Consider the following 25,487-nt stretch of genomic DNA (forward strand, 5'->3'; position numbering starts at 1 on the left):
AAGGGGGGCGGCGCGGATGGTCGCGGACATCCTGGTCGGTGGCGCGGTCGCGGTTGCGGTCTCGTGGGTGGCGTTGCTGGTCGGTCTGCTGATCGTACGACCGCAGGGCCCGTTGCTGACCGAGGCGCTGCGGGTCCTGCCCGATCTGGTGCGGCTGCTGCGGCGGCTGGCCGGGGACAGGACCCTGCCGCGCGGCGTCCGGGTACGCCTGGGCCTGCTGCTGGCGTACCTGGTCATCCCGGTCGACCTGATCCCGGACTTCGTCCCGGTCCTCGGGTACGCCGACGACGCGATCCTCGTCGTCGCGGTGCTGCGCTCGGTGGTCCGCAGGGCGGGTGTCGGGGCGCTGCGCCGGCACTGGCCGGGTACGGAGGACGGTTTCGCCGCCCTGTGCCGACTGACGGGCGTACGCCATGCCGGCAGCGACCACGGCCCGGGCGACGCCGGCCCCGGATGACGGGCGCGGCCGTTCACCGGATGACGGGGCGTGGGGAATCGATTCCGGCGCTCTCACCTGCGGAGACGATCGGGCGGAACCCCCACTGACACCCGTCAATGTTGCAAGAGCGGCTCCAGACGTGTTGGAATGGCCCATATCGCCGCAGCACGGGGGCAACCGTGCTGAGCACGGCCACAGCACGGGAGCACCGCGGTACGGGTCGCACGCCATCCTGGCGGGCACCGGCACGTCACCGCGCCGGGCCATCGCCCTGACGACGGGCATTCCGCCGGGCAGGCATCCGCACCTGCCCTGCGCACCCCTGGCACATGTCCCCGACGACGGCGCGTTCGACGCCCCGGGCCACGGACGGTCCGCCAGCATCAGAACCGGCGACGAGGTGAGAAGCGATGAGTTCCGCTGAGAGTTCCGCGTGGTACCGGCACCGCCTGGTGTGGGTGGCCGTGATCCTGCTGGTGGTGTCGGTCGGCACGGTCGTGCTGGCCAACCGGGGCGGCACAAGTGCGCAGCCGGCGGACCTGCCGGCGCAGATCACGGCCCGGATGCGTACCACGCTGGAGCGGGCGGACCCGGCCCAGCACCAGCATGCCGGGCACGACGCCCAGCAGGGTGCCGGCGCGGAGAAGCCGCCGGTGATCTGCGGGGTCCGCGTCTACGGCTACGAGCCGGCCGGGGCCGCCACGTTCGCCGACGTCAAGACGGTGTACGGCTTCCACCTGTGCGGGATCGCCGAGCAGAAGCGCCCCTGGGACGTGGCGGTCAAGCTGGCCGGCCCGCTGATCATGGACATGTCCACCGATCCCCCGGGCATCCGGGTCGTCGAGGCGACCGCGGAGGTCAGGTTCGTCGACCGGCTGCGGGAGATGTTCCCGCCCGCGTACGCCACGATGGCGCAGCAGGAGTCGCTCGGCGCGACCGAGATGGCCGACCTGCGTCGCCGCTACGACGCCGCCGCCAAGCTGTGACGCCCCCGGCGGCCTAGCAGTCGTCTCCGGCCACCGGACCCGGCACCCGATCTGCGGTGATGCCGTGTCCCCGGTCCGTCGTGCCCGTCGACCGATCCGGTGATCCCGGACAGCTCGACCAGATCCGACAGCTCGATCCAATCCCACTAAATATCGATCAACATTGATATTTGTAGCTATTGGTGCCACAGTGGATTCGGGAGCATTCGCCTCCCGATGTCTCGTACCGACGAATGGAGGATGAACAGTGCGTTCACACCAGTCCGACCAATCCGGCGGACGTCCCCGGTCCACCGTCCGCCGGTCCCTCCAGGCGCTCGTCCTGATGTTCGCCATGGTGGTCGGTACGCTGCCCATGACCAGCCCCGCCCAGGCGCACGGGACGATCATCAACCCGGCGACCCGGGCGTACCAGTGCTGGCAGACCTGGGGCAGCCAGCACACCAACCCGGCCATGCAGCAGCAGGACCCGATGTGCTGGCAGGCGTGGCAGGCCAATCCGGACACCATGTGGAACTGGATGAGCGCGTTGCGCGACGGCCTGGCCGGCCAGTACCAGCCCAGCACCCCGGACGGGCAGCTGTGCAGCAACGCCCTGTCCCGGAACAACTCGCTGAACAAGGCCGGGGCGTGGAAGGCGACCACCGTCAGCCGCAACCTCACGGTCCAGATGTACGACCAGGCCAGCCACGGTGCGGACTTCTTCCGGGTCTACGTCACCAAGCAGGGGTTCAACCCGGCCACCCAGACGGTCGGGTGGGGCAACCTCGACCTGATCACCACGACCGGGCGGTACGCGCCGGCACAGAACATCTCGTTCAACGTCTCGATCCCGTCGTCGCGTTCCGGGAGCCACGTCCTGTTCTTCATCTGGAAGGCGTCGCACGCGGACCAGACCTACATGTGGTGCAGCGACATCAAGATCGCCTGATCGACGACGCGCCACTCATCCGGCCCAGGGCTGCCCGCCCTGGGCCGGGTCCGCTTCCGGGCCGGCCGGGCCCAGCGCGGCCCGCAGGCCCCGCCGCCCCCGGCTCAGCCGGGTCGGGGCGCGTCCCGGCGGCGTTCGTAGTCGGCGACCGTCGGGACGACGGGAAGCACGAACAGCCCGACGAGGTACGCCACGGCGAGCAGCCCACCGGTGACCAGGGTCAACAGCAGCACGACGGTACGCACCCAGTCGACACGGAATCCGCCGTACGCCGCGAGGCCGAGACAGACGCCGCCGAACCACCCGCCTTCGCTGATCCGGCACCAGAACCGGCCGCGTACCGCTCCCCCGACCTCGGCCGGCACGGGGTGCGCCGGCCGCACCGGCCCGATTTCGGCCAGGATCGCGGTCATCCGGGCACCGGTCACCGGGTCGCCGTCCGGATCCAGCCGGTCGCCGACGGCGGCCTCCAGGTCACGCACGATCTCGTCGGCGTCCGGGTCGCCGCGCAGCGCACGTCGGGCGTCGTCGAGATACCCGCGCAGGGCGGCGTACGCCTCGCGGGTGGCGGGATAGGCCGCGGCGTGCCCGGTGAGGCGGATGGCGGTGGGCTCGTCCATGGTCATCGTCCAACCGAATCGATCATGCGGGTCAGGTCGTTCCAGTGCTCCCGGAACGCGGCGAGCCGCTGCCTGCCGGCGTCGGTGAGCAGGACGTACTTGCGGGGCGGCCCGGACGGCGACTCCCGCCACTCGTGGTGCACCAACCCGTCCCGCCGGAGCTTGCTCAGCAGCGGATACAGCGTGCCCTCCTGAGCGGGGAAGTTCACCTTCCGCAACGCGGCGAGGATCTCCGCCGCGTAGCGCTGCCGGGACTCGACGGCGGCGAGCACGAGCGGTTCGAGCAGGCCGCGCCGCAACGCGACGAGCATCGGGTCGACCTGCATGCCGCTACCTTGCCACAGCAAGGTACCTGTTGCAATGTTGGTTGTTCGGGCAGGGCCCGTCCCACCCCGGGAGGTCCGACCGGGCTGACCTCGGAGCTGTTGTTACGGTTTCCGCATGCTGCCCGACCGCCGCCCCACGGTTTCCCCGTGACCGCGCCGCCGGTGCTGCGGGTGACGGACGCGGCCGTCGTCCGCGACGGCAGGCCGATCCTGGCCGAGGTCTCACTGACGGTACGGGCCGGCGAGCACTGGGCGCTGCTCGGTGCGAACGGGGCGGGCAAGAGCACCCTGCTCAGCCTGCTCGGGGCGATCACCCACCCCACCCGGGGCACCGTCGAGGTGCTGGGTCACCGGCTCGGCCGGGTCGACCTGCGGGAGCTGCGTTCCTCCGTCGGCCACGTCAACCCACGGCACGACCCGGGTGCGCCACTCACCGTGCACGACGTCGTGCTCACCGGGCTGACCAACACCAACGACCGGGTTCCCCGGTGGGCGCCGACACCGGAGCAGAACGCCGAGGCCGACCGGCTGATCGGCCTGCTCGGCCTCGGTGAGCGGCACGGGGCCCGGTGGCCCACCCTCTCGCAGGGGGAACGGGGCCGCACGCTCATCGCCCGCGCGTTGATGCCCAGGCCCCGCCTGCTGCTGCTCGACGAACCCGCCACCGGCCTCGACGTCGCCGGCCGGGAACAGCTCATCGAGCGGCTCGACGCACTCCAGCAGACCTACCCGCAGCTCGCGTCCGTCCTGGTCACCCACCACCTGGAGGAGCTTCCTCCCGGGACGACCCACGTCATGCTGCTGCGCGACGGACGCCCGCTGGCGTCCGGCCCCGCCGACGAGGTCCTCACCGGCGACCAGGTCAGCAAGTGCTTCGACCATCCGATCCGCCTCACCCGCACCGACGGGCGGTGGAGCGTGCGGGCGAACCGCCCGACCGTGCGTCCGGATGGTCCGCCGGGTCGGTGAAGGTCAGGCGCGGCCGGCCGTGACGTGGTGGCGGCCGATCGGCAGCATCAGCGGCCGACCGGAGACCGGATCGACGATGACCCGGCTGTCCAGGCCGAAGACCGCCCGTACGCACTCCTCGGTCAGCACCTCGGCGGGCGGCCCCGCCGCGTGCAGGCCACCGTCGGCCAGCGCGATGAGGTGGCCCGCGTAGCGGGCCGCCATGTTCAGGTCGTGCAGCACCATCACGATGGTGGTGCCGCGCGTCGCGTTGAGGTCGGTGAGCAGGTCCAGCACCTCGACCTGGTGACTGACGTCGAGGAAGGTGGTCGGCTCGTCGAGCAGCAGCAACTCGGTCTGCTGGGCGAGCGCCATCGCGATCCACACCCGCTGGCGTTGGCCGCCGGAGAGTTCGTCGACCGACCGGTCGGCCAGGTCGGCGGTGTGGGTGTCGTCGAGGGCGGCGGCCACCGCGCGGTCGTCGTCCCCGCTCCAGCGGGACAGCAGCCGCTGGTGCGGGTTGCGGCCCCGGCCCACCAGGTCGGCCACGGTGATGCCCTCCGGCGCGATCGGCGACTGGGGCAGCAGGCCGAGGGTGCGGGCCAGTTCCTTGGCCGGCATCCGGTGCACCTGCCGGCCGTCCAGCATGACGTGACCGGTGCGCGGGGCGAGCAGTCGCGACATCGACCGCAGCAGCGTCGACTTCCCGCACGCGTTGGCGCCGACGATCGCGGTGATCCGGCCGGGCGGGACGAGCAGGTCGAGTGATTCGATGACGACCCGGTCGCCATAGCCGACGGTCAGTTTCTCGGTCGTCAGGGCGTGGTCGGTGGTCACAGCGAGCCTCCGGCGCGGTTCGTGCGGACGAGCAGGTAGATGAGGTACGGGGCACCGAGCACCCCGGTGATCACCCCCACCGGGAAGCGGATGTCGAAGGCGAACTGGCCGATGAAGTCGGCGACCAGCACCAGCAGCGCGCCGACGAGGGCGGACGGCACCAACGGCGAACCGCCGGCCCCGACCAGCCGGGCGGCGATCGGCCCGGCCAGGAAGGCCACGAACCCGATCGGCCCGGTGGCCGAGGTGGCGAACGCGATCAGGCCGACGGCCGCGACGATCGAGACCAGCCGGGTACGTTCCAGCCGGGTGCCGAGCGCCGCGGCGGTGTCGTCACCGAGTTGCAGCATGGTGAGGTTCCGGGCCTGGCTCAGCAGCACCGGGCCGAACAGGGCCAGCGCGGCCAGCACCGGAACGACCTCGTCCCAGGTGGAGCCGTTGAGGCTGCCGTTGAGCCAGCGGGTCGCCGCCTGCAGGTCCCACTGGCCGGCCTGGTTGAGGATGTAGGCGGTGGCGCTGTTGAGCATGGCGGCGATGCCGATGCCGATCAGCACGAGCCGGGTGCCGGCCACCCCGTCGGTGAACGACAGCAGGTAGATGAGTACGGCGACGCCGAGCGCGGCGACGATGGCGAAGACCGAGACGCCGGTCTCGCCGAGGCCGAGCACGATGATGCCGAAGGCCGCCGCGGCGCTCGCCGCCGAGCTGATGCCGATGATGTCGGGGCTGGCCAGCGGGTTGCGCAACATGGTCTGGAAGGTGACGCCACCCATGCCGAAGCAGAGCCCGGTCGCCAGGGCCAGGACCGTGCGGGGCAGCCGGAGTTCACCGACGGTGAACGAGGCACCCGGCACGGTGTCGCCGAGGATCACCCGCAGCACGTCGCCGGCCGGGTAGAAGGTGCGTCCGACCATCAGCGAAACGACGACCATGGCGGCCACCGCCACGGCGAGGGCGGCGAGCACCGCGCGGCGTCGTCGGTTGCGCCGGACCCGGCCGTGGGTGACGGCCTGCAGGGTCGTGGTGCTCACAGTTCGCGTACCTTCTGCCGGCGGACGATGTAGATGAAGAAGGGGGCGCCGATCAGGGCGGTGATGATGCCGGCCTCGATCTCGTCGGGGCGGTTCACCACCCGTCCGGTGACGTCCGCGACGGTCAGCAGCGCCGCGCCGACCAGGGTCACGAACGGCAGCAGCCAGCGGTGGTCGAGCCCGACCAGCAGCCGGCACAGGTGCGGGACGATCAGGCCGACGAAGGCGATCGGCCCGGCGACGGCGGTGGCCGCGCCGCAGAGCACCACCGCGCCGGCGGCGGCGATCCCGCGCACCAGGGCGACGCGTTCGCCCAGACCGGCGGCGAGGTCGTCGCCGAGCGCGAGGGAGTTCAGGGCCCTGGCGCACAGCAGGCAGACGGCCAGCCCGGCGAGCAGGAACGGCAGGACCTGGCCGATGCTGTCCCAGCTGGCCCCGCCGACGCCGCCGACCTGCCAGGACTGGAAGTTCTCGGCGATGTCGCCACGGGGCAGCACGACTGCGGCCACCAGCGACGCGAGGGCGGCGGAGGTGGCCGCCCCGGCCAGGGCGATCTTGAGCGGGGTGGCGCCGCCGCGGCCGAGCGAGCCGACCGCGTAGACGAACAACGCGGACACCGCCGCACCGGCGATGGCGACCCAGATGTACGCGGTGGCGGTGTACAGGCCGACGGTGGCCATGCCGACGGCGATGGCCAGCATCGCGCCCATGTTCACCCCGAGGATGCCCGGGTCGGCGAGCGGATTGCGGGTGACGCCCTGCATCACCGCGCCGGACAGGGCCAGCGCCGCACCGACGAGGGCGGCGAGCGCCGTACGGGGCAGTCGCTTGACCACGGCTGCCTGGTCGAGGGTGTCCTGGGTGCCGCCGAGCGCGGCGGTGATGTCGGCCCAGCCGACGATCCGGGAGCCGAAGGCCACCGACGCGAGCAGGGTGAGGACCAGTGCGCCGAGGACCACCAGGAGCCAGGTCAGGCGGGTCCGGGCCGGACGTCGCCGCAGGGAGACGTCCGGCCCGGATGTCGTCGGACCGGTCATCAGAGCTTGTCGGCGGCTTTGCCGAGCAGGTCGACGTAGTCCTTGAGGACGTACGAGACGCCGAGCGGGGTCGGGTTGGCGGCGGTGGCGACGGGGGTGCTGCCGGGCAGCGAGACGAAGGAGCCGCGCTTGATCGCGGGGATCTTGGACAGCAGCGGGTCCTTCTGGAGGGTGGCCAGGGTGGTGCCGTCGGCGTCACCGTAGGTCACGATGATGTCCACGTCGCTGAGGTTCTGCACCTGCTCGGCGCTCTGGGTGAGGCTGAACTCCTTGGTGGTCGCGGAGGCCTTCGCGATGCTCTCCGGGTGCGTCATGCCGAGGTCGGTGAAGAACTGGGCCCGGGTGTCGTTCGTGGTGTAGAAGCTGATCTTGCTGAGGTCCGTCGGGTCGAGGTGGGTCAGGAACATCGCCGAGCGGCCGGCCAGCTTCGGGTAGCGGGCGGCCTCGTCCTTCATCTGCTGCTCGATCTTCGCGATCAGCGCGTCGCCCTCGGCGGCCAGGCCGAGGGCCCTGCTCTCCAGCGTGATGCTGTCGCGCCACGACGTCGCCCACGGTGCCTTCGGGTACGCCACCACCGGCGCGATCTTGCTCAGGGTGTCGTAGTCCTGCTTGGTCAGGCCGGAGTACGCGGCCAGGATCACGTCCGGCCTGGTGTTCGCCACCGCCTCGAAGTCGATGCCGTCGGTCTCGTCGAACAGCACCGGGGTCGACGCGCCGAGTTCCTTGAGCCGCGCGGCGTCCCAGGGCAGCAGTCCGTCGCCGTCCTCGTCGCCGAAGTTGGCCTTGGCGTAGCCGACCGGGACGACACCGAGGGCGAGGGGCACCTCGTGGTTGGCCCAGTTGACGGTGGCGACCCGCTCGGGCTTCTTCGCGATCGTGGTGGTGCCCAGCGCGTGGGTGACGGTCAGCGGGAAGGTCGCCGCCGCGGCGCCGGACGCGGCGGGCGTCTCCCCGACGTCGGAGGACCCGCCGCAGGCGGCGAGGGCGAGCGCGGTGGTGGCCGCGACGATTCCGGCGAGCAACCGGGAGGGGCGCATGCGGAGTACTCCAACTCACATAGTAAGGACAGGCTTACCTAAAACTTGATCGGTAAAGTACTCCACGTTCCTGAGCCGTTGACCAGGGGGTTCTACGTAGTGAGCAAGGTCAGTACCGGTGCCGCGGTCCTGCGCCGGGCGGTCGCCCGCAACGGGTGGCACCTCTGGACCGGCACGGCACTGGCCGGCGTCTACCAGCTCTGCGCGGCCCTGGTGCCGATCCTCATCGGCGTCATCGTCGACCGGGGCGTCGCCACCGGAGAGGCGACCGCGCTGCTCGTCTGGATCGCCGTCCTGGCGGCGGTCTATCTCGTCCTGGCGGTGACCTACCGCTTCGGCGCACGACGCCTGCAACGGGCCATCGCCGCGGAGGGTCACCAGCTGCGGGTCGAGCTCGCGGCGCGGATCCTGGACCCACGGGTGCTGCGGACCGGACGGCACACCGGCGACCTGCTCGCGGTCACCACCACCGACGCCGAGTACACCTCCTACCTGCTCGACCACATCCCCCGGATCACCAGCGCGCTGGTGGCGGTCACGGTCAGCGCGGTCGCGCTGCTGCTGATCTCGACGCCGCTCGGGCTGACCGTGCTGATCGCCGTCCCGGCCGTGCTGGCGATCCTCACCCGCACCGCCCCGCTGATCGCCAGACGCGTCAAGGACCAGCAGGACCAGGCCGGCCGGGCCACCGCGCTCGCCACGGACCTGGTCACCGGGCTGCGCCCGCTACACGGCATCGGCGCGCAGGACGCCGGGGCGCGGCGGTACCGCCTGGTGAGCCGGCACAGCCTGGCGGCCACGCTGCGCGCCTCCCGGACCCAGAACGCCTACCTGGGCGCGTCCACCATGCTGAGCAGCCTGCTGACCGGGGGCGTCGCGCTGATGGCGGGCTGGTTCGCACTGACCGGCCGGATCACCGTCGGCCAGTTCATCACGGTGATCGGCTCCGCACAGTTCCTCGTCGAACCGTTCGGCGTGCTCGCGGTCGTGCCCAGCTGGACGGCCGCCGCCCGCGCGGCGGCGGACCGGGTCGCCGCCGTCCTACGGGCCGACGTGGTCCTGCCGCCGGGCACCGCCGCGCCGGCGGCCACCGGGTGCGAACTACGCCTGACCGACGTGACGTACGGCCCGCTCGCCGGCCTGCACCTGCACGTCCGCCCCGGGGAGTTCGTCGGCGTGGTCGCGCCCCGGCCGGCGGACGCCGAGGCCCTGGCGCGGCTGCTGGCGGTGCCCGCCGGCCACATGGGTGACGTCCTGCTCGGCGGCGAACGGCTGGAGACCGTGGACCGGGACCGGGCGCGCCACCTGCTGCACAGCGAACCGCACCGCACCGACCTGTTCACCGGCACCCTCGCCACGAACATCGCCCTGCGCGACGACGCCGGGCAGCACGACGACGACGCCGGACGGCTCGACCAGGCCCTGCGCGCCGCTGCCGCCGACGAGGTGGCACACCTGCACCCGGAGGGTCTGCACATGCCGGTCACCGAACGCGGCGCGAACCTCTCCGGCGGCCAGCGGCAACGTGTCGCGCTCGCCCGCGCGTTGCTCGCCGGAGCGCCGCTGCTGGTCCTGCACGACCCGACCACCGCCGTCGACGCGGTCACCGAGCAGGCCGTCGCCGACGGCATCCGGACGCTGCGGCACGGGGCGGACGGCGGTTACGGCACCGTCGTCATCACCGGCAGTCCGACGTTGCTCGCCGCCACCGACCGGGTCGTGTTCGTCGCCGACGGCGTCGTCGCCGCCGAGGGCACGCACACCGACCTCGTCACCCACCACGACAGCTACCGCCGGGCGGTACTGCGGTGACGTCCCCGATCCTGCCCGTGGCCGGCCCGCGCGAGAGCAGGGCGTGGCTCGGCGCACAGCTGCGGGCCCGCCGGGGTGCCGCCGTCGGCACGCTGGTCGTCGGGCTGCTCGCCGCCGCCACCGCGATCGTGCCCGCCTACGCCTTCGGCCTGCTGGTCGACCGGGTCCGCGCCGGTGGCGGCACCGGGGCGCTCGTCCCGGTCGCCGTGCTCATCGTGACCGCCGCGGTCGTCGGTGGTGCGGCCACCGGCGTGAGCGCCCACCTGATCCGCCGGTTGGGCGCGCACATCCTCGCCGACCTGCGCGAACGCACCCTGGACGTCGCGCTGCGGCTGCCCGTGACGGTGCTCGACCGGGCGGGCCGGGGCGACCTGGTCTCGCGGGTCGGCGCGGACGTCGGCGCCATCGACCGGGCCGTCACCGAGGTCCTGCCCACCCTGGTCTCGGCCCTGTTGCTGGCGGCGATCAGCCTCGCCACGATGATCGGCATCGACTGGCGGCTCGGGCTGGCCGGCGCGGTCGCCGTCCCGCTCTACGTGCTCGGTGCGCGGTGGTACCTCCCCCGGGCCGCGCCGGCCTACGCGGCCGAGCGGGTCGCCATCGCGCAGCGCTCGCAACGCTTCGTCGAGAGCGTGCAGGGCATCCGTACGGTGCACGCCTACCGGTTGGAGGACCGGCACCTCGCCGACATCACGGAGGTCTCGGCCCGCGCCCGGGACATCTCGACGAGCGTGTTCGCCCTCTACACCCGGTTCGTGGGCCGGATCAACGGGGCGGAGCTGGCCGGGCTGGGCGCGGTGCTGGTGGTGGGGTTCCTGCTCGTCCGCCGGGAGGCCGTCACCCTCGGCGAGGTGTCGGCGGCAGCGTTGCTGCTACACCGGCTGTTCGGCCCGGTCCTGCAACTGATGGTCACCTTCGACAAGGCCCAGGACGCGGGGGCCAGCCTGGCCCGCCTCGTCGGGGTGCTCGGCACCGACCCGGACCGTCGGGCGGGCGGCACCGCGCCGTCGACGCACGACCTCGTCCTGACCGACGTCGGCTTCAGCTACGACGGGGCCACGCCGGTGCTGCGTGACGTGTCCCTGCGGGTCGGGGCGGGGCGGGTGGTGGCGCTGGTCGGCTCCACCGGTGCCGGGAAGACCACCGTCGCGTCGATCGCCGCCGGGGTCCTGCGACCCGGGCACGGTGTGGCCAGCCTGGGCGGCGTTCCCGTCGCCGAGCTGCCCGCCCGGACGATCGCCCTGGTCAGTCAGGAGACCCACGTGTTCGCCGGCCCGCTCGGTGCGGACCTGCTGCTGGCCCGGCCGCAGGCGTCACCGGACGAGCTCACCGCCGCCCTGGCCCGCGTCGACGCCCTGTCCTGGGTGCTCGCCCTTCCCGACGGGCTGGACACCGTGGTCGGCGAGGGCGGCCATCCGCTGACCCCGGCGCAGGCGCAGCAGTTGGCGCTCGCCCGGGTGGTGCTGCTCGACCCGGCGGTCGTGGTGCTCGACGAGGCGACCGCCGAGGCCGGCAGCGCGGGTGCGCGCGATCTCGAACAGGCCGCCGCCGCGGCGTTGGCGGGACGCACCGCCCTGGTCGTCGCCCACCGCCTCACCCAGGCCGTGACGGCGGACCAGATCGTCGTGATGGACCAGGGCGAGATCGTCGAGCGCGGCCCGCACGCCGAGCTGGTCGGGGCGGGCGGCAGCTATGCCCGGCTGTGGGCGGCGTGGACCGCCCGGGCCGACGACACGCCGGCCCGGGGCGGTGACGCGCCGGGGTCCGGGGTGGTCGGCGGCGGCCCGCCGGTGCCGCACCAGGGGCAGGCGCGGTGGACCGGGCCGCCGCTGACCGTTCAGCGGGAGTAGAACTCCACCACCAGCTGCTCGTCGCAGATCACCGGGACCTCGTGCCGGACGGGCTCGCGCACCAGGGTGACGCGCAGCCCGGTCAGCTCCACCGACAGGTACGGGCGGGGGCGGTCGTCGGCGTGCGCGCCGGCGGCGGCGAGCTGGAACGGCGGCAGGGCCCGGCTGCGCTCGCGTACCGCGACCACCTGGCCGGGCCGCAGCCGGTACGAGGGCCGGTCGACCTTGCGTCCGTCCACCGTGAAGTGGCCGTGCCCGACCAGCTGACGTGCCTGGTAGATGCTGCGGGCCAGCCCCGCCCTCAGCACCACCGCGTCGAGTCGCCGTTCCAGGAGGGCGACCAGCGACTCGCCGGTCTTCCCGACCCCCCGGACGGCCTCGTCGAACGTCCGGCGCAGCTGGGCCTCGCTGACGTTGTACTGGTGGCGCAGCCGCTGCTTCTCCAGCAGCCGTACCTGGTAGTCGGAGGTCTTGCGCCGGTTGCGGCCGTGCACGCCCGGCGGGTAGGGACGCCGCTCGAAGTAGCGCACGCACTTGCGGGTCAGCGGGATGCCGAGAGCACGGGAGAGCCGGGCCTTGGGGCGGGGGTGGTTCACGTTCGACGTCTCCGATCACATGGTCTAGCCTGCTAGTTAGGTAAGGCTAACCTACATTGAGGAGATCGGGATCATGCGACCCAGCCCGGCGGAGATCGTGCGTACCCTCGTCGCGGGCCGGCTGCCCGCCCTCGCCCACCTGGCCGGCAGCACCGGCCCGCAGCAGGTCCGGCACGCCACCGACCCGCAGGGCCGGGTGCTGCTGCTGGTGCCGACGTCCGGCGACCTCGCCACGGCGCTCACCCCACCGGCCGGGGACACCGACGTCGCCACCGTCCTCGACGTGCTCGACCTGCCGCCCACCGCCGACGCCCCCTCGCTCGGCCGGACCTGGGTCTCCGGCTGGGCCGAACGCCTCGACGGCGACGCGGCACGACAGGCCGCGATGGACTTCGCCGCCACCCGGCCTACTGGCGACCTGCTCGACGTGGGCAGCCGGTTCCGGCTGCACCGGTTCGCGGTGACCGAGGCCCGCTGGGAACGTGCCGGCGCGACGCGCCCGATCGACCCGCAGGAGTACGCGCAGGCCGAGCCCGACCCGCTGCACGCGGCCGAGGCGGACCTGCTGGCCGACCTCGCCGACCACCACGGCGAGCAGGTCGCGGCCCACCTGCGCCGGCGGTTGCAGCTGCCCGGGACCGAGTCGCCCCGGGTGGTCCGGATCGACAGGTACGGCCTGACGGTCGCGTACGGTCGGCCCGGCGCGGTCCGACGGGCGAGGGTGAGCTTCGCACGACCCGTCACCGACGTCGACGAGCTGTCCCGGCTGCTGCACCCGATGATCTGCCCCCGGCAGGCGGCGGCCTGAGCCCGTCGCGACGGCGCTGAGTTTCGACGAGGCGAACCGGCCCGCCCCGGGGTTTCACCCGTTGCCCGTTGCGGGTAGCGGAGGGCCGTGAACCGCGATCTCGTGACGGCCTTGCAGGCGGCCTGGGGCCTGCCGGAGTTCCGCGACGGGGTGCGCCACGTCATCGACCTCGACGAGGTGGCGCTGCTGCTGGCCGCGCTCTCCGTCCCGGACCACGACCGCGAGGTGGAACGCAGCCTGCTGCGGCTGCTGCGGTCCAGCCTGGACACCACCGAGATCCGGGAAGCGGTGTTGCTGCTGCTGGAACGCGACGAGGTACGCCGGCCGCTCCTCGCGGCGGTGGTGCCCCCGCGTGCCGACCGGCCGGGTCTGGCTGCCGCCGTCACCGCGGCGGCCGAGGACCCCCGGGTGCGGCGTGAGGTACGCGCGGTGCTGGACGACGCCCGGGTGCGCGAACTGGTCTGGCAGGTGGTCGAGAACCAGGTGGACGCCGACCGGGTCGGCCTGGTCCGCCGCGCCGCCGTGCTGTTCGTCAGGCACCCGAGCGTTCCCCGCCTCGCCTGGGCCCTGCGCCGCCACGGCGTCCTGCGCGAACTGCGCCGCACCGCTGCCTCCGATGATGACGCGGCGGCCTGACCAGCCGGTCCTACACTCCTGCCATGTTCGAGTACCACGGATGGATCACCCTCCGCTCGACAGCCGAAGCGGTCGACGACGACCCGCCCCTACGCCTCGACGAGATCCAGGATCTGATCAACGGGTACACCGGTCCCGGACTGGTGGATCTCCGCCCGGTCAACGGCGCACACCACGTCCATCTCGGCGGGTTCCGCAACCATCGGGGCGGCCGGGACGCCGACGTCATCGAGCTGTTCACCAGGATCGGTCACCTGGCCCCGGGGTCCTACGGGTTGCTGTACGTCCACGACGACGAGGACCCCGGGCACGAACTGACCTTCCGGGTACACCGGCTGGTCCGGGGCGCCGTCACCGCACACGCCGACCAGCTTCTGTCGCCGGTCATCCCCACCCTCGAAGACGAGTACGTCGACTGACAGCGGCGGGGCCCTTCGCTTGAAATCGCGAGCGGCATGCACACAGGTGGACGATGCTAGGGCGGCCAGCCAGGAGGTGACGATGGGGCAACCGACACTGTTCCTGACCGTGGGACTCCCCTGCAGCGGGAAAACCACGGCGGCGCGGCGGATCGAGGTCGAGCGGAACGCCCTCCGCCTGACGAAGGACGAGTGGGTGAAGGCGCTCTACGGGCCCGGGAACCCTTCCCTGGCGGGGGCCGTCATAGAGGGGCGGCTCATCGGGATCGGACTGCGCGCTCTCGAACTCGGCACCAACGTGGTGATCGACTACGGCCTGTGGAGCCGCGACGAACGTTCCGCCCTGCGCCAGGCCGCAGCGGACCTCGGCGCGCGGGTGGAGTTGCACTACTTCACCCTCACCCCGGCCGAGCAGCGCAGACGGCGGGACCGACGTCAGGCCGACGCACCGCACACCACCTGGCCCATGGCGGATGAGGAACTCGCCGAGTGGGCCACCCGCCTCGACGTCCCCACGCCGGGGGAACTCGACGGCAGCGAACCCATCGATGCTCCCCCGGCGGGATTCCCGACCTGGCACGCGTGGCGCAGGTACCGCTGGCCCCCGTCGGCTCACTGAGACCTGCGGGTCGACCCGCCTGCCTGACCGCAGGCTCAGCCGAGCGCGCAGGGCGTCCCGTTGAGGGTGAACGAGGACGGGCTGCCGGTGTCACCGGTGTGGTCGGCCACGTACCCGATGGCGATCGCCCCGCCCGGCCCGATGGTGACGTGGTCGTCGTGGCCACGGGCCGTGACGGTGCCACTCGACGGCGAGTACACCGCGTTCCAGCCGGTGGTGATGCGTTGCCCGGTGGGCAGCGGGAACGTCAGCCGCCAGGAGGTGATCGTGGTGACGCCGGTGTTGGTGACGGTGATGCTGCTCGTCAGGTAGGTGTCCCAGGTGTAGGCCGAGTACCTGACGGTGCAGGCGACCCCGCTGGGCGGCGGGCTGCCCGGCACGGCACTACTGGGCGGCGGGCTGCCCGGCACGGCACCGCCCGACCCGGCGCTGCTGGCGGGTGGGGTCGTGCCGGCCACGGCCGTGGTGGGCGCGCTGACACCACCCAGGGCGACGGCCAGCGTCACGGCCGCCGCGGCGGCGGCGGAAAGGCTGCTCTTCGGTCTCATGGTGGCGGTGGTTCCTCCGGGGACGGCGCACGGCTGCGCGGCGGAGCGGGGATGCCCGCCGACACCGGGTGTCGGTGCACCTCGCGAACACCACACTAATCGACTTACTTCGATCATGTGCCGGGCAGACATCGACGACTGTCTTATTCGCCGGTCCTGGCGTCATCTGACGACCGGCCCCGCCACGGTATTTCCCGGCACGTTTACGGCTCTTCAACAACGTCATCGCGTCGATACGGCACCGCAACACGCCGCACTCGGCGTCCCCCGCCGATGGGAGAAAACCTGTCATGGGCAAGGTAGGAAAACGCGTCCGTCGCTCGACGCTGGCCGTCCTCACGGGCGCGGCGCTGGCCGGGCTGCTGGCGGTCACCGCCGCAGCCGCGGCACCCGGCGAGGCACCGCAGGGCAAGGCCGCCGCCGCGGCCCGTACCGACGTCTACATGAAGGACGTCACCGCCGACACCGGCTACCAGCCGCACTCGTACAGCCCGCTGTGGGCCAGCCCCGACATCAAGGTCTGTCCGACGGCCGTGGAGTGCTCCGTCAGCCAGAACCCGAGGGTCGGGGTCACCAACTACCTCTTCGTGAAGCTGCGCAACGCCGGGCCGTACGGCTCGGGCACCGACAACGGCGTGCTGCGCATCTACCGGACGACCCCGGGCGGCGGCGCCACCTGGCCGACACACTGGACCCAGATCGGCGCGGTCAGCGTGCCCGTCTTCGCGGGCGTCACCACGGTGACGATCCCGTGGACCGGGGTGCCCGGACCGGGCCACTTCTGCCTGCTGGCGCGCTGGGTCTCGCCCACCGACCCGATGACCTTCGAGGGCCCGAGCACCAGCGTCAACACCCAGTACAACAACAACATCGCCTGGCGCAACGTCGACTCGGTCCGAGTCGTCTCGGGCGGGCCCCGGGTCGTCCGGCCGTTCGCCATCGGCAACGTGACCACCGTGGAGACCAAGAACGACCTGGTCTTCACCCAGCCGGCGGAGCAGGCCCAGGGCGCCCGGGTCTTCGTCGACCTCGGCCCGACCCTGTTCGAGCGCTGGCAGGCCACCGGCAAGGTCGGCACGGGAGTCCGCCAGGTCGGCAAGACCGAGTTGGAGATCGTCGATCCGGGGCGGGCCAGCATCAGCGGACTGCTGTTGAAGCCCGGTGAGCGCATCGAGTTCTCGCTGGCCTTCTCGGCCGACACCACGCTGACCAAGGAGACCGCGCTCAACGTGACCCAGTTCGGGCCCGACGCCGACGGCACCGCGCGCGCCGACCTCGGCGGAGTGCAGTACCTGCTGGCCGGTGAGCAGCGGGAGTAACGCCGCCACCACCTGAGGACGGGGGCGCGGGCCGGTCGGCCCGCGCCCCACCGTCGTCGCAGGCCGCGACCGGGCACCGGATGCGACGGTCAGCGCAGACAGACCCAGGCGGTGGATACCGCGTAGCCGACGGTACGCGCGCACAACTGCACCGGGCCCGGCGGTGGAACGCCCAACGAGAAGAAACCCACGGCGTCCACCGACGCCTCGTCGTAGGTGCCGGCGGCCGTGCGGGCACTGACCCGGCCGCCACCGGACGGGGAGAGCTGCCCGACGATCCCGGCGTCGCTCACCTCGATCTCCACCAGCACCGACCCGGCACGGAAGGACAGCGTCCGCGCCGACGCCGCGGAACGGGTCATGCCGGCCAGCTCGGCGTCGACGGCCGAGTCGAACGTCAGCTCGGCGACGGCCAGCTCCGCGTCGGCGGTACGCCAGGTGAACGCGGCCAGAGCCGCGCTGAGGTACGCCTCCGAGACCGGCCCGGTGTCCCACAGGGCCGCGCCCAGCTCCGTCGTCAGCGCCTCGTCATCCGCCGGCGGCCACGGCTCCATCCGGTTCACCCCCGTTTCGTGCCGATGGTGGAAGCTCCGAGAAACTCGACGATCGCCGGGCACTCCCGCAGCCTACGCAGGCATCGTGCCTGGGTGGGCCCGATGCTGCCGACCGGCACGCCCAGCCGCTCGGCGACCTCCCGGTAGCTCACCGGCGGGTCGGCCGTCAGCAGCGACAGCAACGCCTGGCAGCGCGACGGGAGCTGCACGAACCCCTCCCGCAACGCCTGTCGACGCTCCGCGCGCAGCAACTCGTCGTCCGGAGCGGGCGTCATCGCGGCCAGTTCCCGGGAGAACCCGTGCTGGTTCTCCAGGGTCTGGTCGTACGGGTCGACGGGGTGGGACCGGCGGCTCAGCCGGGATAGCCGGTAGCACTCGCGGCGGGTCGTGGTGGCCAGCCAGCCCGGGAGCGCCTCGGGTTCGCGTACCCGATCCAGCTGCTCCACCAGGCGCAGCCAGACGGTCTGGTTGACGTCGGCCGCGTCGGAGCGGCTGAGGTCGTAGGCGCGGATGACCGCGTACACGACCGGGGTGTACCGGCGGACCAGCTCGGCCCAGGCCGACTCGTCCCCACCGGCGGCGGCGGACAGCAGACCGGTCGCGCTGGCACCTGTCACCGGGTCACCGCCCGGGGCGTCGACCCGGCTCATCCGACGAGCACCCCGTAGTCGGGGTGCCAGCGTGGGGCGGCGAGCAGGCTCGCGCGGGCCGCCTCCGCGCTGAGGCCACCGGCGGTCATCAGGGCGGCGAGCCGCCCGGAGACGTGTGCGGTGGCGAACGAGGTGCCGGCCCAGATGGCGAACCCGTGGAACTGCCGTACCGGCCTGCCGGGCAGCGGAAGCCTCCCCTCGACGTAGGTGCTGTGCCGCTCGCCGACGGCGCAGGCGTCCACCCAGCGCCCGTAGCAGCTGTCGGCCGTCGGCACCGGGCCGCCCGACGTCTGGGTGACCGCCGCGACCGCCAGCACCCGGTCCAGGGCGGCGGGCCAGAGCGGACGACTGGTCCCGGCGTTGCCGGCCGCGGCGACCACAGCGCTCGTCGCCGGCAACGCCGCCAGCGCGTTGGCCAGTGGCAGCGACGGCTGATCGTCCAGGGTGTAGCCGCCGAGCGAGAGGTTGAACACGGTGACCTGCGGCGCGAGCCGGCTCAGGGCGGCCACCACCGTCGACTCGTCACCCACCCCGTTCGGGTCCAGGGCCAGTTCTGGGTCGACGCGTACCCCCGGGGCGGCCTGCCGGACCACGCCCGCGACGAAGGTGCCGTGCCCGCCCTGCGTGGCCAGCACGTCGGTGCTGACGTAGAGCGGGTCCTCGTCGTCGAGTTGCGGCAGGTACGCGCCGCCGAGCCACTGCGGGTGGCAGACGCCGGCCTGCTGCCAGATCCCGGTGTCACAGATGCCGACGGTGACGCCGGCGCCCTCACCGAGCCGGCTCGGGTCGGGAGGCGGCAGCGCCGCGGCGGCGCTGGGCGGCGTGCCCGGGTTTCCCATGATGTTGCCCAGCCCGAGCAACACGTGGTGGGGCTGCACCGCAGGCACCTGTTGGCCGGGCCACTGCTGGGGGTCGCGCAGTTTTCGCACGACACCGGGGATGTCGGTCTCCCGGTCGAACAGCAGCCGGGTGACACCGGCGAATCCGGCGCCTACGGTGACCGGATAATCGTGGGCGCGCAGCCAGGTGGCGACCCGGTTGGCGTCGGCGGCGGCGGCGAGCAGTTGCCGGGGACGGTAGAGGATCTCCCGGCCGGGGACGGTGTACCGGCGTACGTTCTGGTCGGCGGCCAGCGCGGCCTCGAACGCCTTCTGGTAGGCGGTGGCATCGGCATCGCCGGCCGAGGCGGGGGCCGGACGCGGCACGACACCGAACGGCGTCGCCACGGCCAACGCGGACAGCGCCAGGATCCGCCGTCGGGACAGCTGGCCGCCCGGACCAGGCACGGTGGGGTGGTCAGACGGCGGCACGGATCCTCCATGCTCGTGAAAGAAGCGCGCCCACCGATGGTGAGCTCGGCGAATTCCCCGACCGCCAATTATTCCGGACCATCGCCGATTGTCAATTAGGGGCAACCGAGCAGGACACCCATTGACGACATTCCCGCGATGGATTCCCGGCGTTGACTCACGGCTGTTCGTCGTGGACTCTCTAGGGCATGCCCGACAGCACCGTTTGCGGTGCCGCGGCGGCCCAGGCGGCACTCGACGCCGTCCAGCGATTCCCACCCGAGGCGATCAGCATCGCCCAGCGGGTGCTCGCGAGTCCGACCGCCGACGACGACGAGCGCTCCACCGCCGAGCGGGCCATCGGGCTGGCCCTGCGCGAGCTCAACGACCTGCCCGGTGCGCTGCGCCACCTGCGCCGGGCGGTACGGGTGTCCGGCACCCCCCGGACCCGGGCGCTGGCCCGGATGAGCCTCGGATACGTGCTGGCCAACGCCGGCCGTACGGCGGCTGCGCTGCGGGCGGTGACCGCCGCGCTGCCCCAGCTCGCCGGTGCCGACGCCGGCCGGGCCCGGATGCAGCGGGGGGTGGTGCTGCACTACCGCGGGCGCTACGCCGAGGCGGTACGCGACTACGGCATCGCCATCGACATCGCCCAACGCGAGAACGATCCGCTGTTGGAGGCCCGCGCCCGCAACAACCGTGGCCTGCTCAACGCACACCGGGGCTCCTCCGGTGGCACCGGCGACGACCTGTCCCGGGCGGCGGCGGTCTTCCACCGGCTCGGGCTCGATCTCGCCGCGGCCGACGCCAGGTGGAACAGCGGCATCGCCGCCGGGCAACGCGGCGAGATCGCCGTGGCGCTGCGCTGTTTCGCCGACGTCGACGAGGAGTACCGGCGGCTCGCCGTCCCGCGTCCGGCGCTGCTGCTGGACCGGTTCGAGCTGCTGCTGTCGGTGCCGCTGCTCGACGAGGCGGTCGAGGTGGCCGCCGCAGCGGTCCGGGAGCTGCACCGCCGGGGCATGGCCTCGGACCTCGCCGAGGCGCTGCTCGCCCAGGCCCGGGCCGCGCTGCTCGCCGACGACCTGGACACCGCGACCGCCGCCGCCGCGCAGGCCCGGGTCAGGTTCCGGCGTCAGGGCCGGCGCACCTGGGCCGCCTTCGCCCGGCACGTCGAGCTGCGCGCGGAGTTCCGCCGGGGCACCCGGACGGCGGCCCTGCTCACCGCGATGGTGCGGACGGCCGACGAACTCGACGCCACCGGCTGGCCGGGGCCGGCGCTGACCACCCGCCTCGAGGCCGGCCTGCTGGCCGCCGCCTCGGGTCGCGTCGACCGCGCCGTGACCCTGCTCGACATGGCCGCGCAGGCCCGCCGTCGGGGCACCGCCTCCCGCCGCGCCCAGGGCTGGTACGCGCTGGCCCGCTCGCGTCGGCTCACCGGTGACGACGCCGGGGCGGCCCGGGCGCTGCGACGGGGGCTGGCGGTACTGGACCGGCACCGCACGTCGCTCGGCGCCACGGAGCTACGCGCGCACAGCGGCACGTACGGTCGGGAACTGGCCGCCGAGGGGCTCGACATCGCGGTGCGGGCCGGCGCCCCGGCCCGGACCCTGGCCTGGGCCGAACGCTGGCGGGCCAACACCCTGCGGATGCGTCCGGCGCTGCCCCCTGACGATCCGGACCTGTTCGCGGCGCTCACCGAGCTCAGGCTGGTCAGCAGTCTGCTGGAGGACGAGGTGCTGGCGGGTCGGCCGGCCCACGCCCTGCGTGGTCGGCAGGCGCGGCTGGAACAGCGCATCCGGGACCTGGCCCGCCGGGTGCCCGGGGGGACCGGTGTGGTGGACCCGCCCGGTGTGGGCGTGCTCGCCGGGCGGCTCGGCTCCCGGGTGCTGGTCGAGCTGGTCGCCCACGGCGACCGGCTGCGCGCGGTGCTGGTCCGCGACGGCCGGGCCAGCCTGCACGACCTCGGGCCGCTCGCCGAGGCGGTGCACCTGACCCGGTGGCACCGGTTCGCCCTGCGCCGGCTGGTCACCACCGGCGACACGGCGACCGCACGGGCCGGGGCCGGGCACGCCGCCGCCGCGCTGGACCGGCAGCTCTTCGATCCGCTGCGCCGGCACCTCGGCGACCGCCCCCTGGTGATCGTGCCGGTCGGGGCCCTGCACGCGGTGCCGTGGTCGGGTCTGCCGACCTGCGCCGGGCGTGCCGTGACCGTCGCCCCGTCGGCCACGGCCTGGCTGCGGGCGGACGGCGGGGAAGACCCGACCGGGCCGTCGGTGCTGGCCTGCGGGCCGCGCCTGCCGGCGGGGCAGGCGGAGGTGGCCCGGCTCGCGCAGGTGCTGCCGGGGGCGACCCTGCTCACCGGCGCGGACGCCACCGCCGACGCGTTGACCGCGGCATTGGACGGGGCCGGCCTGGTCCACATCGCCGCCCACGGCACCTTCCGCGCCGACAATCCGCAGTTCTCCACCCTGGAGCTGGCCGACGGCCCGCTGTTCGCCTACGAGTGGGAGCGGGTCGCCCGGCCGCCCGGCTGTGTGGTGCTGTCCGCCTGCGACTCGGGGTTGACCGGGGTCCGCCCCGGCGACGAGGTGATGGGCTTCACCGCCGTGCTGCTCGGCCTGGGCACCCGCTGCCTGGTCGCCACCGTGCTGCCGGTGCCCGCCGACCCCACCACGGCGCTGATGCTGGACCTGCACCGACGGATGCGGGCGGGGCTGCGCCCGGCGCAGGCCCTCGCCGACGCCCAGCGGGACTTCGTCGCCTCCGGCGACAGCACCGCCGCAGCCACGGCGGCGGCGTTCGTCTGCCTCGGCGCCGGTTGACGCGCTGGTTGACGTCCCGCCCCGGCACCGCCGCCGGTGCGGGTCAGCCCAGCGCCGCGACCCGGGGACGCAGACCGTCGATCAGCTCCGGCGGGGCGGCCAGCACCCGGCTGCCGCTCACCTCGACCGCGACGCCGGCCTCGACGGCGATCACCTGACCGGCCGCCCAGTCCCAACGGAACGTGCGGTCCTCGACGTAGGCGTCGCACCGGCCCGCCGCGATCCAGGCCAGCGCCAGCGCCGTCGAGCCCAGCATCCGTACCCCGCGCACGTCGGCGGCCAGGTCGGTGACCACGGCCGCCTGCACCCGGCGGTGGTCGACGTCGTAGGCGTAGCCGGCGGCGAGGACGACCTCGCCGAGCGGGATGCCGGCACGCCGGGTCAGCGGGGTGCCGTTGAGGACCGCACCGCCGCCCCGGACGCCGCAGAACGTCTCGTCGTGGACCGGGTCGTGGACCACCCCGACGACGGGCCGCCACCCGTGTCGGGTCTGCTGCTCGCAGGCGACACTGACGCACCAGAACGGTATCCCGGAGACGTAGTTGACGGTGCCGTCGAGGGGGTCGAGCACCCAGCGCAGTCCGGAGTCGCCGACGTGGTCGCTGCCCTCCTCGGCGAGGATGCCGTCGCCGGGGCGGCGGGCGCGCAGCAGCTCGACGATGCGCGTCTCGCTGGCCCGGTCCGCCTCGCTGACCAGGTCGGTGGGGGTGGTCTTGTAGTCGACGCGGCCGTGGTAGCCGAAGCGTCGCAGCAGTTCCCGGCCGCCGAGGCGGGCGGCCTCCTCGGCGACCCGCCGGCAGTCGTCCAGCTCGGCACCGGTCGCCATCGCGCTCTCCTCGGGATCGTCGGCAGGGCCGGTGGAGATCGTCGCACCCGCGCGGGCGCGGGCACCAGGCGGACGCGGCGAGCGGCGGGGCCGGCCGGTCGGGCACACTGTGGACGGCGGTCGGGGAACCGACGCTCGCCGACACCCGTCGACCCGCCCCGTCGCCACCGCGGTGGGGAGGCAACGCGACATGGGTACGGTGGACACAGAGCGGCTGCTGGCGCGGATCCGCGACGGGCTGATCGGCGAGGGAGAGGTGCTGGAAGGCCCGTACGGGCCACGCCGGATCACCTACGCCGACTACACCGCCTCCGGTCGGGCGCTGGACTTCGTGGAGGACACCGTCCGGGACTGGGTCCTCCCCCGCTACGCCAACACCCACACCGAGAGTTCCGCCACCGGCCGGGTGACGGGGCGGCTGCGGGAGGACGCCCGACGGACGATCCTCGACGCCGTCGGGGGCAGCGACGAGCACGCGGTGATCTTCTGTGGGGCGGGGGCCACGGCGGCGGTCGACAAGCTGGTGGGCGTCCTCGAACTGCGGCTGCCCGCCGGGCCGGCGCGCCGCCACGGCCTGCTGGACGGCATCGCACCGCAGCAGCGCCCGGTGGTCTTCGTTGGCCCCTACGAGCACCACTCCAACGAGCTGCCGTGGCGGGAGACGTACGCCGACGTGGTCGTCATCGGCGCGGACGCCGACGGGCACATCGACCGGGCCGAGCTGGCCGAGCGGCTGGCCCGGTACGCGGACCGCCCGCTGCGGATCGGCAGTTTCTCCGCCGCCTCCAACGTCACCGGCATCCTGTCCGACACCGACGCGATCGCGGCGTTGCTGCACGCCCACGGGGCGCTCTCGTGCTGGGACTACGCCGCCGCCGGCCCGTACGTGCCGATCCGGATGGGCGAGTCGTCGCCGGGCGTCGGGGACGGCAAGGACGCGGTCTTCCTGTCCCCGCACAAGTTCGTCGGCGGCCCGCAGACCCCGGGCGTGCTGGTGGTGCGGCGGGACGTGCTGCGCAACCGGGTTCCGGTGGTCCCCGGGGGCGGCACCGTGGCGTTCGTCGACCCGGTCGGGCACCGGTACCTCGACGATCCGGTGGCCCGCGAGGAGGGTGGCACGCCGGCGATCGTCGAGTCGATCCGGGCGGGCCTGGTGTTCGCCCTCAAGCAGTCCGTCGGCACCGACGTCATCGCCGACCGGGAGGAACGGCTGTGGTCGCGGGCGCTGCGCCGCTGGTCGACGAACCCGGGGATCGTGGTGCTGGGCAACACCCGGGCGCGGCGGCTGCCCATCGTGTCGGTGCAGATCCGCCACGGTGCCCGCCATCTGCACCACAACTTCGTCGTCGCGCTGCTCAACGACCTGTTCGGCATCCAGGCGCGCGGCGGGTGCTCCTGCGCGGGCCCGTACGGGCACCGGCTACTCGGTATCGACGAGGAACGTTCCCGCGCGTTCCGGGTGGAGATCGCCCGGGGGTGGGAGGGGATCAAGCCCGGCTGGACCCGGATCACCTTCGGCTACTTCCTCTCCGAGCGGGTCGCCGACTATCTGATCGACGCCGTCGACCTGGTCGCCCGGCAGGGGCACCGGCTGCTGGCCGACTACCGCTTCGACGCCCGTACCGGCCTGTGGCAGCACCACCGGGGCCCGGGGCGGTCGTTGCGCCTGGCCGACCTGGCCCGCCTGCTGGCCGGCGGGGAACACCCGACGCCCCGGCGGCGGGCCGGGGAGGACGCCCTGACCGGCTACCTGCACGAGGCGCGGTCGATCCTGGCCGATCGCCGGGACCAGGTCGACGAGGGGCCCACCGGCCTACCGGCCGGCGTGGAGGCGCTGCGCTGGTTCCACCTCCCGCCGGCCTGCACCGCCACCGCGTCGTCGCGCTGACCCGGGCGACGCCCGACCATCCGGCCGGCCGTCCCCCGGTCGGTCCCGGGAGCGGTTCCCGCCCGCCGCCGGGGCCGCTACTCCGACGGCTCCGTGCGGGCCGGGCCGCCGAAGGCGTAGGCGACCAGCCCGGCGAGGGCGAACGTCACCGCCGTCACCGTGGCGGCCCGGCTGTCGGCCGGCTGGCCCTGCCAGGTGGCGACCGCTCCCCAGACGCCGCCCTGCGGGTAGAGGGCCGCGATGGTGGTCCAGCCCACCGGCAGGAACCAGGACCGGGCGGCGCCGACCACGCTCGTGCACAGCGCGGTCAGGCCGAGCAGCCCGGCGGCGTCGCGGGCCACCAGCGCGGCCGGCCCGAACCGGGCTGCGGTGTGCAGCGTGGCCAGCAGCACCGCGACGACGATCACCAGGCCGGCGAGCAGGTGCCCGCCGCGTCGCCAGGGCCAGCGCAGTGACGCCGTCCGGTCCAGGTTCGCGTCCGGGCCGGCGAGGGTGGGGGCGAGCGCCGCGACCATCAGCAGGACGGTCAGCACGACCACCAGCGGGGTGGCGTCCCGGTCCTCGGCGAAGGTCAGGTGCAGCGCCCAGATCACCGCCGCGCCGCCGACCGCCGCGGCCAGGGCCAGGGGTACGCGCCGGGAGCGCAGGTAGAGCAGCAT

The 25,487-nt window shown here is 73.5% G+C and carries 26 protein-coding genes; 13 read left to right on the plus strand and 13 right to left on the minus strand.

From position 1 onward, the window contains the following. Positions 1-16: 16 nt before the first annotated feature. From ACN267_RS11900 to ACN267_RS11910, 3 genes are all read left to right on the plus strand, one after another. Positions 17-457, plus strand: coding sequence for a YkvA family protein (locus ACN267_RS11900; RefSeq protein ID WP_421488650.1), 441 nt, complete (start codon positions 17-19; stop codon positions 455-457). Positions 458-849: 392 nt separating this feature from the next. Beyond that, a complete protein-coding gene (locus ACN267_RS11905) occupies positions 850-1,425 on the plus strand; it encodes a hypothetical protein (RefSeq protein WP_421488651.1) in 576 nt (191 codons plus the stop codon). Between the two features lie 247 nt (positions 1,426-1,672). Continuing rightward, entirely contained in the window at positions 1,673-2,356 is a 684-nt protein-coding gene (locus tag ACN267_RS11910; protein ID WP_204960952.1) for a lytic polysaccharide monooxygenase auxiliary activity family 9 protein, read from the plus strand. Between the two features lie 104 nt (positions 2,357-2,460). Here the strand turns inward: ACN267_RS11910 and ACN267_RS11915 are convergent, their stop codons facing one another. Further along, the gene (locus ACN267_RS11915; RefSeq protein ID WP_281898443.1) at positions 2,461-2,982 is read right to left on the minus strand and encodes a PspC domain-containing protein; all 522 of its coding nucleotides are present in this window, start codon (positions 2,980-2,982) and stop codon (positions 2,461-2,463) included. Beyond that, a complete protein-coding gene (locus tag ACN267_RS11920; RefSeq protein ID WP_421488652.1) occupies positions 2,979-3,302 on the minus strand; it encodes a PadR family transcriptional regulator in 324 nt (107 codons plus the stop codon). Before ACN267_RS11920 ends, ACN267_RS11915 begins: the two co-directional genes overlap by 4 nt. A gap of 147 nt (positions 3,303-3,449) precedes the next feature. Here ACN267_RS11920 and ACN267_RS11925 point away from each other — a divergent pair, with 147 nt between their 5' ends. Then, on the plus strand, positions 3,450-4,271 hold the full coding sequence (locus tag ACN267_RS11925; RefSeq protein ID WP_281898445.1) for an ABC transporter ATP-binding protein: 822 nt from the start codon (positions 3,450-3,452) through the stop codon (positions 4,269-4,271). A 3-nt stretch (positions 4,272-4,274) separates the two neighbouring features. Here ACN267_RS11925 and ACN267_RS11930 read toward each other — a convergent pair whose 3' ends face one another. The 4 genes from ACN267_RS11930 to ACN267_RS11945 are packed head-to-tail and all read right to left on the minus strand — an operon-like array spanning position 4,275 to position 8,192. After that, positions 4,275-5,087, minus strand: a complete 813-nt coding sequence (locus tag ACN267_RS11930) for an ABC transporter ATP-binding protein (RefSeq protein WP_421488653.1) — start codon at positions 5,085-5,087, stop codon at positions 4,275-4,277. Further along, entirely contained in the window at positions 5,084-6,118 is a 1,035-nt protein-coding gene (locus ACN267_RS11935) for a FecCD family ABC transporter permease (RefSeq protein WP_421488654.1), read from the minus strand. The genes ACN267_RS11930 and ACN267_RS11935 overlap by 4 nt, the downstream gene beginning before the upstream one ends. Then, positions 6,115-7,155 carry a FecCD family ABC transporter permease gene (locus tag ACN267_RS11940; protein ID WP_204960947.1) on the minus strand — a complete coding sequence of 347 codons (1,041 nt, stop codon included), beginning with the start codon at positions 7,153-7,155 and terminating at the stop codon, positions 6,115-6,117. The genes ACN267_RS11935 and ACN267_RS11940 overlap by 4 nt, the downstream gene beginning before the upstream one ends. Beyond that, positions 7,155-8,192 (minus strand): iron-siderophore ABC transporter substrate-binding protein, encoded by a 1,038-nt coding sequence (locus ACN267_RS11945; RefSeq protein WP_281898448.1) that lies wholly within the window; start codon positions 8,190-8,192, stop codon positions 7,155-7,157. The genes ACN267_RS11940 and ACN267_RS11945 overlap by 1 nt, the downstream gene beginning before the upstream one ends. Positions 8,193-8,291: 99 nt before the next feature. On the opposite strand from ACN267_RS11945, the gene ACN267_RS11950 reads away from it, so the two are divergent. Beyond that, positions 8,292-10,004, plus strand: coding sequence for an ABC transporter transmembrane domain-containing protein (locus ACN267_RS11950; protein WP_421488655.1), 1,713 nt, complete (start codon positions 8,292-8,294; stop codon positions 10,002-10,004). Continuing rightward, positions 10,001-11,854, plus strand: coding sequence for an ABC transporter ATP-binding protein (locus tag ACN267_RS11955; RefSeq protein ID WP_421488656.1), 1,854 nt, complete (start codon positions 10,001-10,003; stop codon positions 11,852-11,854). Before ACN267_RS11950 ends, ACN267_RS11955 begins: the two co-directional genes overlap by 4 nt. Here the strand turns inward: ACN267_RS11955 and rpsD are convergent. Next, on the minus strand, positions 11,842-12,450 hold the full coding sequence (gene rpsD / locus ACN267_RS11960; protein ID WP_204960943.1) for a 30S ribosomal protein S4: 609 nt from the start codon (positions 12,448-12,450) through the stop codon (positions 11,842-11,844). The genes ACN267_RS11955 and rpsD overlap by 13 nt on opposite strands. Before the next feature lie 73 nt (positions 12,451-12,523). Between rpsD and ACN267_RS11965 the strand changes: the two genes are divergently transcribed. From ACN267_RS11965 to ACN267_RS11980, 4 genes are all read left to right on the plus strand, one after another. Continuing rightward, the gene (locus ACN267_RS11965; protein ID WP_281898451.1) at positions 12,524-13,258 is read left to right on the plus strand and encodes a DUF2470 domain-containing protein; all 735 of its coding nucleotides are present in this window, start codon (positions 12,524-12,526) and stop codon (positions 13,256-13,258) included. A gap of 87 nt (positions 13,259-13,345) precedes the next feature. Beyond that, entirely contained in the window at positions 13,346-13,894 is a 549-nt protein-coding gene (locus tag ACN267_RS11970) for a hypothetical protein (RefSeq protein ID WP_204960941.1), read from the plus strand. A 23-nt stretch (positions 13,895-13,917) separates the two neighbouring features. Further along, positions 13,918-14,313 (plus strand): Imm7 family immunity protein, encoded by a 396-nt coding sequence (locus ACN267_RS11975; RefSeq protein ID WP_204960940.1) that lies wholly within the window; start codon positions 13,918-13,920, stop codon positions 14,311-14,313. A gap of 82 nt (positions 14,314-14,395) precedes the next feature. Beyond that, on the plus strand, positions 14,396-14,932 hold the full coding sequence (locus ACN267_RS11980; RefSeq protein ID WP_421488657.1) for an AAA family ATPase: 537 nt from the start codon (positions 14,396-14,398) through the stop codon (positions 14,930-14,932). 35 nt (positions 14,933-14,967) lie between these two features. On the opposite strand, the gene ACN267_RS11985 is transcribed toward ACN267_RS11980, so the two are convergent. Then, a complete protein-coding gene (locus ACN267_RS11985) occupies positions 14,968-15,480 on the minus strand; it encodes a cellulose binding domain-containing protein (RefSeq protein ID WP_421488658.1) in 513 nt (170 codons plus the stop codon). Between the two features lie 290 nt (positions 15,481-15,770). On the opposite strand from ACN267_RS11985, the gene ACN267_RS11990 reads away from it, so the two are divergent. Continuing rightward, the gene (locus ACN267_RS11990) at positions 15,771-16,799 is read left to right on the plus strand and encodes a hypothetical protein (RefSeq protein WP_204960937.1); all 1,029 of its coding nucleotides are present in this window, start codon (positions 15,771-15,773) and stop codon (positions 16,797-16,799) included. A gap of 89 nt (positions 16,800-16,888) precedes the next feature. On the opposite strand, the gene ACN267_RS11995 is transcribed toward ACN267_RS11990, so the two are convergent. The 3 genes from ACN267_RS11995 to ACN267_RS12005 are packed head-to-tail and all read right to left on the minus strand — an operon-like array spanning position 16,889 to position 19,313. Then, entirely contained in the window at positions 16,889-17,353 is a 465-nt protein-coding gene (locus tag ACN267_RS11995; protein ID WP_204960936.1) for a hypothetical protein, read from the minus strand. A 5-nt stretch (positions 17,354-17,358) separates the two neighbouring features. Next, a complete protein-coding gene (locus ACN267_RS12000; RefSeq protein WP_281898455.1) occupies positions 17,359-18,003 on the minus strand; it encodes an RNA polymerase sigma factor in 645 nt (214 codons plus the stop codon). Then, positions 18,000-19,313, minus strand: a complete 1,314-nt coding sequence (locus ACN267_RS12005) for a S8 family serine peptidase (RefSeq protein ID WP_421488659.1) — start codon at positions 19,311-19,313, stop codon at positions 18,000-18,002. The genes ACN267_RS12000 and ACN267_RS12005 overlap by 4 nt, the downstream gene beginning before the upstream one ends. Positions 19,314-19,501: 188 nt before the next feature. Here ACN267_RS12005 and ACN267_RS12010 point away from each other — a divergent pair, with 188 nt between their 5' ends. Then, positions 19,502-22,114, plus strand: a complete 2,613-nt coding sequence (locus tag ACN267_RS12010) for a CHAT domain-containing protein (RefSeq protein ID WP_421488660.1) — start codon at positions 19,502-19,504, stop codon at positions 22,112-22,114. 43 nt (positions 22,115-22,157) lie between these two features. Here ACN267_RS12010 and ACN267_RS12015 read toward each other — a convergent pair whose 3' ends face one another. After that, the gene (locus ACN267_RS12015; protein ID WP_421488661.1) at positions 22,158-22,940 is read right to left on the minus strand and encodes an inositol monophosphatase family protein; all 783 of its coding nucleotides are present in this window, start codon (positions 22,938-22,940) and stop codon (positions 22,158-22,160) included. A gap of 190 nt (positions 22,941-23,130) precedes the next feature. Here ACN267_RS12015 and ACN267_RS12020 point away from each other — a divergent pair, with 190 nt between their 5' ends. Then, positions 23,131-24,828, plus strand: coding sequence for an aminotransferase class V-fold PLP-dependent enzyme (locus tag ACN267_RS12020; RefSeq protein WP_421488662.1), 1,698 nt, complete (start codon positions 23,131-23,133; stop codon positions 24,826-24,828). 77 nt (positions 24,829-24,905) lie between these two features. Here the strand turns inward: ACN267_RS12020 and ACN267_RS12025 are convergent, their stop codons facing one another. Next, the gene (locus tag ACN267_RS12025; protein WP_421490414.1) at positions 24,906-25,487 is read right to left on the minus strand and encodes a hypothetical protein; all 582 of its coding nucleotides are present in this window, start codon (positions 25,485-25,487) and stop codon (positions 24,906-24,908) included.

Source organism: Micromonospora sp. WMMD734, from assembly GCF_049178975.1.
Classification (GTDB): Bacteria; Actinomycetota; Actinomycetes; order Mycobacteriales; family Micromonosporaceae; genus Micromonospora; species Micromonospora wenchangensis.

Excerpts from the sequence above, each read along its gene's own strand:
- ACN267_RS11900 (WP_421488650.1), top strand. The coding sequence starts at position 17 with ATGGTCGCGGACATCCTGGTCGGTGGCGCGGTCGCGGTTGCGGTCTCG.
- ACN267_RS11905 (WP_421488651.1), top strand. The coding sequence starts at position 850 with ATGAGTTCCGCTGAGAGTTCCGCGTGGTACCGGCACCGCCTGGTGTGG.
- ACN267_RS11915 (WP_281898443.1), bottom strand. The coding sequence starts at position 2,982 with ATGACCATGGACGAGCCCACCGCCATCCGCCTCACCGGGCACGCCGCG.
- ACN267_RS11920 (WP_421488652.1), bottom strand. The coding sequence starts at position 3,302 with ATGCAGGTCGACCCGATGCTCGTCGCGTTGCGGCGCGGCCTGCTCGAA.
- ACN267_RS11940 (WP_204960947.1), bottom strand. The coding sequence starts at position 7,155 with ATGACCGGTCCGACGACATCCGGGCCGGACGTCTCCCTGCGGCGACGT.
- ACN267_RS11945 (WP_281898448.1), bottom strand. The coding sequence starts at position 8,192 with ATGCGCCCCTCCCGGTTGCTCGCCGGAATCGTCGCGGCCACCACCGCG.
- ACN267_RS11965 (WP_281898451.1), top strand. The coding sequence starts at position 12,524 with ATGCGACCCAGCCCGGCGGAGATCGTGCGTACCCTCGTCGCGGGCCGG.
- ACN267_RS11975 (WP_204960940.1), top strand. The coding sequence starts at position 13,918 with ATGTTCGAGTACCACGGATGGATCACCCTCCGCTCGACAGCCGAAGCG.
- ACN267_RS11980 (WP_421488657.1), top strand. The coding sequence starts at position 14,396 with ATGGGGCAACCGACACTGTTCCTGACCGTGGGACTCCCCTGCAGCGGG.
- ACN267_RS11985 (WP_421488658.1), bottom strand. The coding sequence starts at position 15,480 with ATGAGACCGAAGAGCAGCCTTTCCGCCGCCGCCGCGGCGGCCGTGACG.
- ACN267_RS11990 (WP_204960937.1), top strand. The coding sequence starts at position 15,771 with ATGGGCAAGGTAGGAAAACGCGTCCGTCGCTCGACGCTGGCCGTCCTC.
- ACN267_RS11995 (WP_204960936.1), bottom strand. The coding sequence starts at position 17,353 with ATGGAGCCGTGGCCGCCGGCGGATGACGAGGCGCTGACGACGGAGCTG.
- ACN267_RS12000 (WP_281898455.1), bottom strand. The coding sequence starts at position 18,003 with ATGAGCCGGGTCGACGCCCCGGGCGGTGACCCGGTGACAGGTGCCAGC.
- ACN267_RS12010 (WP_421488660.1), top strand. The coding sequence starts at position 19,502 with ATGCCCGACAGCACCGTTTGCGGTGCCGCGGCGGCCCAGGCGGCACTC.
- ACN267_RS12015 (WP_421488661.1), bottom strand. The coding sequence starts at position 22,940 with ATGGCGACCGGTGCCGAGCTGGACGACTGCCGGCGGGTCGCCGAGGAG.
- ACN267_RS12020 (WP_421488662.1), top strand. The coding sequence starts at position 23,131 with ATGGGTACGGTGGACACAGAGCGGCTGCTGGCGCGGATCCGCGACGGG.
- ACN267_RS12025 (WP_421490414.1), bottom strand. The coding sequence starts at position 25,487 with ATGCTGCTCTACCTGCGCTCCCGGCGCGTACCCCTGGCCCTGGCCGCG.